Raw genomic sequence first — 13706 nt, forward strand, 5'->3', positions numbered from 1 at the left:
ATGCCGTCACTAAAAGAAATAAAGAATCGTATATCATCTGTAAATAGCACTCGTAAAATAACGAGTGCTATGAAGATGGTTGCGTCGTCAAAACTGCATCATGCACAGATCATGATAGGGAACATGCTTCCTTATGAATCTATGCTAGAGCATATACTAAAAGCATTTTTGGCTTCAGAAGTTGATGCTACAACTGTATATAATACTGTGAGACCTGTAAAAAAAGTTGCTTTTGTTGTATATTCATCTAATAGCAGTTTATGCGGTGGTTTTAATGCAAATGTTATTAAGGCCATGCAGCAGGCGATTGATAAATACCAGCGTCTGGTAGGTATGGATAATATTGTTGTTTATCCTATTGGACGAAAGGTTGCTGAAAAAGTGACGAAACTCGGCTTGAACTGTGGTGGAGATTTCTCTGAAATTGCTGATAAGCCTGATTTGCATCGATGTATAGAACTTGCGGATTTACTTTCGCAGAAATTCATCGATGGTGAGTTTGATCGCATAGAGATGATTTATCATCATTTCAAAAGTGCTGGTTCACAAATCTTGACTCAAAAAACTTTCTTACCAATTAATATCAAAGAGGAATTGGATTTTGATGATGAGCGAGATTTGACATCTAATATTGCAACCTTGGAAGCTCAAGAGTATATACGTAAGAAAGGTAAGGTTTCTTCAAATGCCAAAGAGGCAGTAAAGCCTCTTAATGACAATTTTATTGTTGAACCTGATATGGAATCAGTGTTGTGCTCACTTATTCCTAAACTATCACATTTAATGATATATACAGCATTGCTTGATAGTAATGCCAGTGAGCATGCAGCTCGTATGGTTGCTATGCAGACAGCAACAGATAATGCTGATGAACTTCTGAGAGATTTGAATCTCCAATATAATAAGAGTCGTCAGCAGGCTATTACAAATGAGTTGCTTGACATTGTGGGTGGTACTGTTAATTCCTAGTGTATTACTCTTACTCATATAAAGAGACTGCACAATTTGTGCATGTCTCTTTTTTATATTTAGGCATTGTCTAAATTTTTGCGTAATCTAAATAAATCTGGTTTCTATAAGATTGCTTATTTTTGTTTTCGTTTAGTTAAAAGATTTATCCTTTTGGAAGGTTCTTGTGCATCTGGATATAATTCTAATGCCTTATTATAATTAGCTATTGCAGCTTCATACATTTTTTCATTTTCACATTCTTTACCTAGTATCGTATACTCTGCTGCAAGTCTTTTTAAGAAAGCCTCTTGCTTATTTAATTTTTCTTCGAGGCATTTTATTTCATCTTTTAGTGTATTTATCTTATTTAATTTTTTACGGATAAGTCTCTTGGCACTAGGCTTTTCTATATCGTATCTGCTGTGTATAGCTTTAAAAAAGCATTTTAAGAAGTTTTCATAGTCTCCGTTGTCAAATGCTTTTGCTGCTTCGTAATATTCTTTATCTGCGGCAGATTCGCTTAATGCTTTTTTTATAAGTGTTGAATTGTTGTAATTTTGAGCAAATTGCAATATTTCTTTTCGTACGAAAATATTTTCGTGCCTTATTGGCGATTTGAGTGTAATACCGTTTAATGATGTACATCTTGATAAGGCGACGTATGTTTGGCCTCCGGCAAATACACCCCCTGTCAGGTCAATAATAACCTTGTTAAATGTTAGGCCTTGGCTTTTGTGTATAGTTATTGCCCATGCCAATCTTATTGGAAACTGTATAAAATATCCAATTTCTTCTTCTTCAATTTTTTGTTCCTTGTTATTGAAACGGTACTTCATATTACTCCATCTCTCCCTCGAAACTTCGTATTCGTTACCGTCTTCTGTGATTATATATATTAATCCTTTTTCAACGTCAATAGTTTCAACAATACCTAGAGTACCATTTACCCATCTTTTGTTTATGTCGTTCTTTATAAATATTACTTGTGCACCAGGCTTGATTTCCAATTTTGTGAGCGTTGGTAGACTATTTTCTGGAAATTCTCCACCAATTTTCCCATTAAATATTGTTGATGATCCTTTAAGTTCTTTTAGCTTATTTTCATTTATATAATCTACAGTATCTCTACGTGTTGATAACGTTATTACGAGCTTTTCACTTTTGAACTCGTGGTTTTCTTCTTTATAACGGCTGTTTAATATTTTTAAATCATAGTCATTTACGTCACCAAGTCTTATCTTATCGAGTATGTTGATGAACTGGCTGTCTTTTTGTCTGTAAATTTTATTTAATTCAATACATATTAGTTTTATCTCTTTAAATATCTTTGCGTCAAAGAAGAAACTAGTAGGGTAGAATGGCTGAAGGAGTTTCCGTTCATCCTCCTTGACAACTGGTTCTAACTGAAAAATATCTCCTACAAGTAATAATTGTTTTCCGCCGAAAGGCTCGCGCATATTCCTCGAATATACCCGTAATACCTTATCTATAAAATCGATGATGTCAGCTCTTACCATGCTAATTTCATCAATTATGATGAGCTCAACCTCTCGTAGCAGCTTACATTTTTCACCATTGTATTTTAGTGTATTGCGTAAATGCCTTACTGAATATTGAGTATCATTGGGTAATATTGGGTGAAATGGGAGTTTGAAAAAGCTATGTAGTGTTGCGCCTCCTACATTGATTGCAGATATGCCAGTTGGGGCGAGAACAACAATTTTCTTTTTTATGTTGGACTTGACATATCTTAAAAAAGTTGATTTACCCGTCCCTGCTTTACCTGTAAGGAAAAGCGAGCGACGGGTAAATTTTAATATCTGAAGAGCTTCTTGAAACTCTTTGTTTGATTGATCAATTTGTGAATTCGGTTCCAATGTTGAACTTCTTATAAATCTTCAAATCTAATCTGTTCTTCACGAGGTTTATTTTTCTTTTTTTCTTTTTTATCTTCAGATTGTTGTACGTTACCTTTATCTGTATTGATGGCGGGATTATTTTCTTTTGAGATTTCGTTATCTTCGTTTCCTCTTGGAAGTATATTGCCTTCTTCGTCAATAAGAAGTTCTTCGTCCTCTACCATGGTACTGTCAATCTGTGTCGTATCTTTTTTAGCAGGTACATAACTGCTGCAGTTATACATATCTGCAGTTATGTCTTCATCATCTGGCTTATGGAATCGGCCATGATACTTTTTAAATTCAGGATCTTTCATAAGTGCCTGAATGAAATATCCGCAAATAGGTAATGCCGTCCTACTTCCTTGTCCAAGAGCACCTGTGCGGAAATGAATACTTCTGTATTCTCCACCAACCCATGCGCCTGTTACAAGATTCGGGCTTACGCACATAAACCATGCATCTGAATGATTATTTGATGTTCCTGTCTTGCCTCCAAAGTCTGTATCACGTGCAGTGTCAGTATATGCCCATAAACTTTGAGATGTTCCACCTGGTTCACGCATACCGCCCATAAGTAGCTGTTGCATGAAGAATGCGCTTTTATATGGTATAACTTGTTTTTCCTCTGTAGAACTTACATATACCTCTCTTCCGTCTTTGTCTACTATACGTGTCACAAGGACTGGTTCTATATGTTTACCATCATTTGCTATTGTACAATATGCATTGACCATTTCTAACAGATTAACGTCAGAAGCACCTAACGCTAATGAAGGCTCTTCGTCCAAAGGACTTTTTATACCCATGTCATGTGCTGTTTTGGCAATGTTCTTTATTCCCATTTCCTGCCCAAGTCTGACAGCAATCGAGTTGATACTTTTCGCAAATGCGCTTTTTAAGGGAATGGAGTCTCCTGAGAATCTGCCATTGGCATTTGTTGGAGTCCATGAAGTCATTTCATGCTTATTTTTGTCATATACTTGCATTCTTATGTATTCGTCCCTTCTCTTATCACAGGGTGTAAGTCCCTGGTTCATTGCTTCTGTATATACAAATAATTTAAATGTTGAACCTGGTTGGCGCATAGCTGTAACTTTGTCATATTTCCATGAGTTAAAGTCAATGTCTCCGACCCATGCTCTGACTGCTCCGGTTTGTGGCTCCATTGCAACGAATGAGCAATGCATGAATTTAACCATATACCTGATGGAATCCATTGTGCTCATTTCTTTTTCAATGGTGCCTTTCTCATAATCAAATAATTTGACTTTGTGTGGCTTATTCAAATAGTATTGAATAGAGTCGGGGTTATTGGGAAACTTTTGTAATAATGTTTTGTATACCGGTAATTTCTGAGCTATATTCTCTATAAAGTTTGGTATAATCTGATGGTTCTCATCTCTCCATGGGTCTTGACCGCTCCAATGACTATTGAAGTTTCTTTGTACCTGTTTCATTTGTTTGATTGCGGCTTCTTCAGCATATTTTTGCATGCGGGTATCTATCGTAGTGTAGATTTTCAAGCCGCTACTATACAGGTCATATCCATTTTCCTTACACCAATCCTTAAGATAGTCAGCTATTGCCTCACGAAAATATTTTGCCTGACCATCATAATTGCTTTCAACACTATAGTTTACTTTTATGGGTATTGCACTTAAAGAATCATAATCATCTTTTGTGATATCCTTATGTGTCATTAAATTGTGCAAGACTGTATTTCTGCGTTGCAGACTATTCTCAGGATTCGTAATAGGGTTATAATATGTTGTAGCTTTTAGCATACCAACCAAAACAGCTGCTTGTTCAGCAGTCATTTCAGATGGAGTTGTGTTAAAATATGTCTTACATGCGGTTTTTATGCCATATGCATTTGAACCAAAATCTACAGTATTAGCATACATCGTAAGAATTTCTTTCTTATCGTATAGAATTTCCAACTTTGTTGCAATAATCCATTCTTTGCTTTTCATAATAAGCATTCGTACACCCGGAATATATCCCAACAATCCTGTTGAATACTGTGTCCTGACGCGGAACATGTTTTTTGCGAGCTGTTGAGTAATTGTGGATGCACCACGTGCTTCATGATGTACAATAATATCTTTTGCTACAGCAAATAATCCGGTGAAATCAACACCAAAGTGCTTGTAGAAGCGTTCATCTTCTGTATCAATTAAAGCTTTCCAGAAGAGAGGGTTTACTTCTTCATATTTAACAGGCGTTCTGTTCTCGCTAAAATATTTGCCTATCATAACGCCGTCTGCACTATATATTTCAGATGCCTCGCTTGTTGTAGGATGCATTATCTGTGAAAAGCCGGGAGACTTTCCAAATAACCATAAGAAGTTAATATCAACCATTATAAGATACACAAAAAATGTGATTATGGCAGACAGAATTGCTACACAAGTTTTTGTATACCATTTGCGACCAATATAAAGTCCTTTATACCAAGGCCAAAAACCTTTAATTTTGTTCAGACACGTTTTGATAAATCTACCGATACGTGAATCATTGTTGTTGTTGAACATATAATTTTAGTATTATTTATTCTGCAAATGTACAAAAAAAGTACAGTTTATATGAATGTGTTTATGTAATTTATGATTTCTTCAATATTGTCGGGTGAAAACCAATGTATATTGGGATCACGCCTGAACCATGTAAGCTGTTTGCGGCAATACTTATGTGTATTGCTTTTTATCCTAAATATTGCATTGTCAAGTGTACATAATCCGTCTAGATATTCAAATGTTTCTTTGTAACCAACAGTGTTTAATGCATTTAGATTTTTATATTCATAGACGTTTAGAGCTTCTTGAATTAAGCCATCATGAATCATTTGCTCTACACGTAAGTCTATTCTCTCGTATAATCTCTGCCGGTCCATATTAAGACCGATTTTTATAATTCTAAAAGGTCTTTCTTTGGTTGTGTTTTTTCTGAAGGAAGAATATGGCTTGCCTGTAGATAAGCATATTTCTAATGCATGTATTATGCGCTTATGATTATTCTTATCAACAATTGCGTAATAATCAGGATCTAATAATGCCAATTCTTTGCTAATGCCAGAAAGACCTTCTTTATCGAATCTTTCTTGAAGTGTTTTTCTAATGTTGTCATCAACCGATGGTATGTCGTCAATACCTTTGCATACTGCATCAACGTACATCATGCTACCACCAGACATGATTACATTATCTTTATACTTGAACAAGATGTTTAATAATTTTAAAACATCTTGTTCATATTTTGAGGCGTTGTAATATTCATTAATATGAAGATTGCCAACAAAAAAATGTCTAATTGATTTACGCTCATCTTTTGTTGGGGCAGCTGTGCCTACAGGTATTTCTTTAAAAACCTGACGAGAGTCAGCATTAATAATAACCGTATTTAAGTGTTCGGCAACCTTCAGACATAATGATGTTTTTCCTACCCCTGTAGGTCCAACTATTACAAAAAGTGTCTTCATCACAGAAGGTATTTATCTTATTATACCTCTCTTAGAGTTTTCAACAAAATTAATTATATATTCAATTTCTTTTGTTACAGGCAGCTTTTTCCTTATTTCTTCAATACCCTCTTTTAGAATTCCTTTAGAGTACAGAAGTCTGTAAGCTTCATGTATATTGTTGATTAATTCGTTGCTGAATCCTCTTCTTCTTAATCCCACAATATTTATTCCGCAATATTTCGTCGGTTCTTTTCCGGCAATGATAAAAGGTGGTATGTCTTGGCTGAAACGGCATCCTCCCTGAATCATTACATAACTACCAATATGGCAGAATTGGTGGCATAAAACAACTGCACTAATAATGGCATAGTCGTCAACAACAACTTCTCCTGCAAACTTTGTTGAGTTTCCAATAATACATCCATTACCGATAACACAATCGTGAGCAACATGCATGTTTTCCATCAGCAAATTGTTTGAACCAACTTTTGTTGTCCCTTTAGATGCTGTGCCTCGTGATATAGTTACATTTTCACGTATACTATTGTTATCACCAACTTCGCATGTCGTATCTTCACCTTTGAATTTAAGATCTTGTGGCTTTGTACTAATACTTGCACCGGGAAAGATTTCGTTATTATTTCCGATGCGTGCTCCGTAGTTAATCGTTACATTATTTTGTAATATGTTATTGTCGCCAATTACTGTATTTTTATCAATATAACAGAATGGGCCGATAATATTATTGTCACCAATTTTGGCTTCAGGATGTATGTATGCTAACGGACTTATATTATTCATGGCTAATATTTTAAAATAAGGCAGAAGTAAATCTGCCTTATGGGTTATTTATTTTTTACTATTTGAGCTGTGAAAGTAGCTTCTGATACGACTTTATCTCCTACAAATACATATCCCTTCATAGAAGATACACCATGGCGTACAGGAGCAAGAAGGTCAACTTTAAATAAAAGAGTATCTCCCGGTACAACTTTTTGTCTAAACTTCACATCGTCAATCTTCATGAAATATGTTGACCATCTTTCGGGCTCTTCCAAAGTGTTAAGAACAAGCAAGCCACCGCACTGTGCCATAGCCTCAATTTGTAAAACGCCAGGCATAACGGGCTCTTGGGGAAAATGTCCCTGGAAGAAAGGTTCATTACTGGTGACATTTTTTACGCCAACGATACTGCTCGGTCCAAGAGCTATCACTTTATCAACGAGCTGCATGGGATAACGATGCGGAAGCAATTCGCGAATGCGGTTTACGTCCATAAGCGGTGCTTCATTGCAATTGTATATTGGAGCCTGTATTTCATGCTTACGGATTTCTTTTCGCATGAGGCGTGCAAACTTATTGTTGATTGTATGCCCTGGACGAGTGGCTATTATACGGCCTTTAATAGGTTTGCCGATAAGTGCCATATCGCCTATTATGTCTAACAGCTTATGCCTTGTACATTCATTTTCCCATACCAGCGGTTTATGCTGAATGTATCCCAGTTTTGTTGCGTCAAGATGTGGTACATGTAAGAAATCTGCCAATTGATCAAGACGTTCCTGGGTTGTCTGTCTTTCATAAATCACAATAGCATTATCCATGTCACCGCCTTTAATAAGATTTGCTTTTAAGAGCGGTTCGATGTCTCTTACAAAGACGAATGTACGGGCTGGAGCTATTTCTGTGGCAAAATCTTCAATTTTGTCAAGTGTTGCAAATTGACTATTTATGAATTTAGAGTCAAAAGAGCACATTGCGGTCAAGCTGAATTCTTCATCTGGCAGAATCGTAATGCATGAACCTGATTCTTTATCCTTTACCTCTATCTTGTGGCGTATAATATAGAAGTCTTTTGGAGCATTCTGTTCAACGATTCCAATTTCACGGATCTTCTCAATGTATTGTGCAGCTGAGCCATCTAAAATTGGAAATTCAGGACCATTTACCTGTATAAGGCAGTTGTCAATGCCTAAAGCATACAGAGCGGCAAGTCCATGTTCTACGGTTGATACTCTTACATCACCTTTCCCTAATACAGTTCCACGTTGGGTGTCAACGACATTTTCAGCAATGGCATCAATGATGGGTTGACCCTCAAGATCGATTCTTTGTATCTTATATCCGGTATTTTCATTTGCCGGATTAAAGGTGATTGTCAGATTTAATCCAGTATGAAGACCTTTTCCACACAGTGCAAAACTGCCTTTAAGTGTGTTCTGTTTTGACATTTCCATGATTTATTTATATGTCTCTTTTAATTTTTCAACTTCATGTTTTAACTCGTTGAGCTCTTTGTAAATTTCTGGTAGCCTGCGTGTTAACGCAATAGACTTAAAGTAAGCCTTTGGATCTGTCGGCGGCGTTCCGATGAGAGTCTCATTACCTTTAAGGTTGCCTGGCACTCCAGACTGGGCACCAAGGAAAGTCTTATCGCCAATTGTTGCATGTCCTGCAATGCCGACCTGACCTCCAAACATGCAGCCTTTGCCAATTTTTGTACTACCTGCAACGCCTGTCTGAGCAGACATTACAGTGTTTTCGCCCACTTCAACATTGTGAGCAATCTGTACAAGATTGTCAAGCTTTACACCTTTACGTATGATTGTTGTTCCCATCGTAGAACGGTCTACGCATGAGTTGGCTCCAATTTCAACGTTATCTTCAATAGTTACAATGCCAATTTGTGGTATTTTGTCATATCCATCAGTATTTGGAGCAAATCCAAAACCGTCTGCGCCAATGACGGTGCCAGCATGAATTGTAACATTATTGCCTAGCTTACACTCTTTGTAGATGGTGACATTAGGATATAAGATACATCCATTTCCAATTTTAACACCATCTTCAATAACCGTATGTGGATATATTTGTGTATTTTCACCGATAACAACGTTCTCGCCTATATATGCAAAAGCACCTACATAGCAATTGTCGCCAATTGTCGCTTTAGGTGATATGAAAGCCATTGAGCTTATGCCACTTTTTTTAGGAAGTGCAGCCTGATACATTTGCAGAAGTTTTGCAACGCATTCATAGGCATTCTTTACTCTAATCAAGGTGGCTTTGACTGGTTTTGTCAACTCAACGTCTTCGTTGACAAGCACAATACTTGATTGTGTTTCGTAAATATAGTGTGTGTATTTGGGATTTGAAAGGAATGATATAGCTCCTGGTTTTCCCTCTTCAATTTTGGCAAATGTATTTACTGTGGCATTTTCATCGCCTTCAACTTTGCCTTGGATAAAACTTGCTATTTGGTTTGCTGTAAATTCCATTGCAATTTAATTACATATTATCTGCAAAGATAAATAAATTTATTCAAAAACGTTGATAACATAAATAATATTTTCTGATTTTTTTTGAAAGTAATGCAATATTCAACAATTCTGAAGATTCAGAAATGTCTTTTGTTGTATTGTCTTTGAACAGTATGGTGATTTGGTCTTCATTAACATCGTACATATCTTTTTGTATTGTGTCAATGCTCATGAGATAGCCTGCTTCTTCTAAACTTATTTTGAACATGTCTGCAATTGTACGTTTCTTGCTTTCAGCATAGGCGTCGTCCACAGGATTTTCGAAAATTTCAACTTTGAAGATATTGCGGTTTATGATATCTGTGGAAAGAATCGACAGCACTTTATCGTTGCTGTCTGTCCATACTTTAAGGGAACTTAGAATGTCGCTGTCGTCGAGTTTTGTATAATACAGCTGGGCTTGTCTGTCATTTCTGAATGTCTCTGCATCGATGTCATTGTATAAAAAATATCTTAGACAGGGTGTTGCGAAAATTTCCTTGCCTTCATGTGCAAGTCTTTTTGCACGTAAGAGAGCGTTTACTAGCACTTTTTCGCTAGAGACAGTTGTTTTATGCAGATACACTTGCCAATACATCAGACGTCTTGCCATTAGATAATTTTCGATAGAATACAGCCCTTTTGAATTTACAACAAGATTATCATTGTGTACATCAAGCATCTTTATTATTCTGGCACTGCCAATATTTCCTTCAGACACTCCCGTGTAAAAGCTGTCACGTCTGAGATAGTCTAGCCTGTCCATGTCAAGCTGGCTGCTTATAAGCTGATGCAGAAACTTTTTCGGATATTCATTCTTGAATATTTTGAGTGCTAAATTCAATTCTCCTTTCATTTCCTTGTTAATTTGTTCCATCATAAGCAAGGATATTTCTTCGTGGCTTATTCCGCTTATCAATGTATGCTCTAAGACATGAGAGAATGGTCCATGCCCAATGTCGTGCATTAGTATAGCAGCCTCAACAGCTTCAGCTTCACTGTCGAATATGTATATTCCTTTTTGGGTTAATGACGTAATGGCTTCGCTCATTAAATGGAATGCACCGATAGAATGCTGAAAGCGAGTGTGTTGTGCGGAAGGGTACACCATAGATGTAAGTCCAAGTTGCTTTATTCGTGTAAGCCTCTGCATTAGCGGATGCTCAACAATATCTAACAGAAGACCATGAGGTATCTTTATGAATCCGAAGATAGGGTCATTTATTATTTTACTGTCATTCATTTCGCTTGTTTTATATGTTGTACAACTTCAAAAAGGTAAATAAGTAGTACTGGTGTTTTACATTATAGCTGAAATCTGATTCATGATATATGTTATAACAGCATGTGGCAAATGCAAATATACAATTTATTTGTTTGATATACAATAAAATAGCTTGATGATGAAAGTTAACTGATGTTAAGGTCCGTATGAGATGGAATAAACTTTCTGTGAATAATATCTACCTCTTAAATGCTGCTTTTATGATTGACAAAAGGAAAACAAAATAATGTATGGACTGTCAAAGTGTAAATTTTTAATGTGTCGGCTAATGTTATGTTTTAGCGGATAAAATGCGATGCTTGATTACTTTTATGCTAATACTTTATCCTCAAAACACATATATTTGCTTGTTCTTGGTTGGAAATCATTGGGTTTTATCGTCTATTTAACTGTATTTGTGTGGCTGATTGAATGTGTTTTGACATGTAAAATGCTGCATTCTATACTGTAATAGGTGGCATTTTAGATGTTTTTTAGAATGATATTGTGCTAAGAATTTATTGTTAACTGCTTCAACTGCCTGAAAATAAGAGGTTTATCTGTTAAATGAGCAATAGTCGGATTTTATGGCTTTTTCAGAGTAGAATCAGTGTTCAATGGAAAAATAGCCTATTATTTGAAATCAGAAAGTCAAAATAAGTGCAAATTGTGTGACATTCTGACAGCGCTTATGTCTATACTATATTATATAAAAGAAATCCTCCGACATTTGCTTTAATGCCGGAGGATTATTATACCTACTTTATTTTGTTTAATTCTATGGCCATTTCTTTTTGCAAGGCTTCAGCTTTAATTGCTGCAGCTTCAGCAAAATCGCTTCCGCTTGAGGCATAAATGATACCTCTGCTGCTGTTTACTAATAGTCCGCAGTCTTTGATTATTCCGTATTTGCATACTTCTTGTAGGCTTCCGCCTTGTGCTCCAACTCCAGGTACAAGTAAGAAGTGATTAGGAGCAACTTTACGTATGTCTTGGAACATTGAGCCCTGAGTGGCACCAACTACATACATCATGTTTTGCTCATCACCCCATGCCTGTGACTTACGTATGACTTTTTCAAAAAGTCTTTCGCCGTCTTGGTCGGCTGTCAGCTGAAAATCATGTGAACCTTTATTGCTTGTGAGCGCCAATAGAATAACCCATTTGCCTTCATAGTTGAGGAATGGTGTAACACTGTCTTCGCCCATGTAAGGCGCAACGGTCAATGAGTCGATATCATATTCTTCAAAGAATGTACGGGCATACATAGAGGATGTGTTTCCTATGTCGCCACGTTTTGCATCTGCTATTATGAAATGGTCAGGATAGTTTTCTTTGAGGTATTTTATCGTACGTTCAAATGATATCATTCCTTTTACACCCATGCATTCGTAGAAAGCCAAATTTGGCTTGTATGCAACACAATATTGTGCCGTTGCATCTATTATGGCTTTGTTGAAGTCGAATATAGGATCTTCGTTGTTCAGTAAACATTCCGGCACTTTTTTGATATCAGTGTCGAGTCCGACACACAGAAAAGATTGTTTGCTGAATATTTGGTCAACTAATTGTTTTCTGTTCATTTTTTCTGAATTTATGTTTTTATTTATTAAGTGAATTCTTTTATATGAAATGGCTGATGCTCAGATTTTTGCAATTGCCAAGTTTTATATAAAACTTTTATTTCATATAAATAATCCACCCAAACATTAGGATTTATAGTTCTGCCTCTTTCATGCGTTCTGCATTTTCTTCTACAGTTAAGGCGTCTATCATATCTTGTATGTTTCCTGCCAGGAATCCGGACAGATCATGTGTTGTATAGCCGATTCTGTGGTCAGTTACACGTCCTTGCTGGAAGTTATATGTTCTGATCTTTGCACTTCTGTCACCAGTTGACACCAATGTCTTTCTGCGGCTAGCTATATCATCGATGTATTTCTGATGCTCTCTGTCGTAGATGAAGGTACGCAATCTTGAAAGTGCCCTTTCCTTATTCTTAGGCTGGTCTCGTGTTTCAGTACATTCAATAAGAATTTCTTCAACTTCACCGGTATTCGGATTCTTCCATGGATATCTAAGACGAACTCCAGACTCCACTTTGTTTACATTCTGTCCTCCGGCACCGGAACTTCTGAATGTGTCCCACTTAATGTCGCCTTCGTTGATGTTAACTTCAAATTTATCAGCTTCGGGCAATACAGCTACTGTTGCTGCGCTTGTGTGCATACGGCCCTGTGTTTCTGTGGCTGGTACACGTTGTACACGATGTACGCCAGATTCATATTTTAGTATTCCATATACATTGTCGCCGCTTACAGCAAAGTCTATTTCCTTATATCCGCCAACAGCTCCTTCACTTACGCTTGTTACAGACAGGGACCAGCCTTTTGAATCACAGTATTTTTTATACATTTGAAATAAATCGCCTGCAAACAGTGCTGCTTCGTCACCGCCCGTTCCGGCTCTAATTTCCATTTGGACGTTCTTGGCGTCTTCCGGATCCTTCGGTACTAAGGCAATTTTTATCTCCTCCTCAATTTTAGGCTGTAACTCTTCATTGGCTTGAAGTTCTTCACGGGCCATCTCTCTCAGGTCCGGATCACTTTCGTTGGCAAGAATATCTTTAGCCTCGTTTATTGAGTTTATGCAGGCAATATATCGTTTTCTGGCCTTCATTATCTCATCGAGGTCTTTATATTCTCGTGTAAGTCTTACGTATCTTTCCTGATCTGAAATGACAGAAGGGTCTGTTATCAATGTGGCAACCTCTTCATATCTGCTTTCAAGTCCTTCGAGCTTTTCTAAAATACTATTGTTTTCGGGCATAT

The 13706-nt window shown here is 36.7% G+C and carries 10 protein-coding genes; 1 reads left to right on the forward strand and 9 read right to left on the reverse strand.

What is annotated here, in order from left to right; all coding sequences use genetic code 11:
• Complete coding sequence (locus tag ACU52_RS07530; protein ID WP_021854297.1) at positions 1-969, forward strand: F0F1 ATP synthase subunit gamma; 969 nt, start codon at positions 1-3, stop codon at positions 967-969.
• A gap of 116 nt (positions 970-1085) precedes the next feature.
• On the opposite strand, the gene ACU52_RS07535 is transcribed toward ACU52_RS07530, so the two are convergent.
• The 9 genes from ACU52_RS07535 to prfA all read right to left on the reverse strand — a co-directional run bounded on the left by ACU52_RS07535 (position 1086) and on the right by prfA (position 13704).
• On the reverse strand, positions 1086-2843 hold the full coding sequence (locus tag ACU52_RS07535; RefSeq protein ID WP_053398343.1) for an AAA family ATPase: 1758 nt from the start codon (positions 2841-2843) through the stop codon (positions 1086-1088).
• Positions 2840-5386, reverse strand: a complete 2547-nt coding sequence (locus ACU52_RS07540; RefSeq protein WP_021854299.1) for a transglycosylase domain-containing protein — start codon at positions 5384-5386, stop codon at positions 2840-2842. Before ACU52_RS07540 ends, ACU52_RS07535 begins: the two co-directional genes overlap by 4 nt.
• Before the next feature lie 47 nt (positions 5387-5433).
• Positions 5434-6330, reverse strand: coding sequence for a tRNA (adenosine(37)-N6)-dimethylallyltransferase MiaA (gene miaA / locus ACU52_RS07545; RefSeq protein WP_053398344.1), 897 nt, complete (start codon positions 6328-6330; stop codon positions 5434-5436).
• Positions 6331-6342: 12 nt separating this feature from the next.
• Complete coding sequence (gene lpxA, locus ACU52_RS07550) at positions 6343-7113, reverse strand: acyl-ACP--UDP-N-acetylglucosamine O-acyltransferase (protein WP_053398345.1); 771 nt, start codon at positions 7111-7113, stop codon at positions 6343-6345.
• Positions 7114-7157: 44 nt separating this feature from the next.
• Positions 7158-8549, reverse strand: coding sequence for a bifunctional UDP-3-O-[3-hydroxymyristoyl] N-acetylglucosamine deacetylase/3-hydroxyacyl-ACP dehydratase (locus ACU52_RS07555; RefSeq protein WP_053398346.1), 1392 nt, complete (start codon positions 8547-8549; stop codon positions 7158-7160).
• Positions 8550-8552: 3 nt separating this feature from the next.
• On the reverse strand, positions 8553-9590 hold the full coding sequence (gene lpxD / locus ACU52_RS07560) for a UDP-3-O-(3-hydroxymyristoyl)glucosamine N-acyltransferase (protein ID WP_053398347.1): 1038 nt from the start codon (positions 9588-9590) through the stop codon (positions 8553-8555).
• A gap of 43 nt (positions 9591-9633) precedes the next feature.
• Positions 9634-10854, reverse strand: coding sequence for an HD domain-containing protein (locus ACU52_RS07565; RefSeq protein ID WP_053398348.1), 1221 nt, complete (start codon positions 10852-10854; stop codon positions 9634-9636).
• 779 nt (positions 10855-11633) lie between these two features.
• Positions 11634-12458 (reverse strand): orotidine-5'-phosphate decarboxylase, encoded by an 825-nt coding sequence (gene pyrF / locus ACU52_RS07570; RefSeq protein ID WP_053398349.1) that lies wholly within the window; start codon positions 12456-12458, stop codon positions 11634-11636.
• A gap of 133 nt (positions 12459-12591) precedes the next feature.
• Positions 12592-13704 carry a peptide chain release factor 1 gene (prfA, locus tag ACU52_RS07575; protein WP_021854306.1) on the reverse strand — a complete coding sequence of 371 codons (1113 nt, stop codon included), beginning with the start codon at positions 13702-13704 and terminating at the stop codon, positions 12592-12594.
• Positions 13705-13706: the final 2 nt, after the last annotated feature.

The organism is Xylanibacter rarus (genome assembly GCF_001275135.1).
Lineage (GTDB): Bacteria > Bacteroidota > Bacteroidia > Bacteroidales > Bacteroidaceae > Prevotella > Prevotella rara.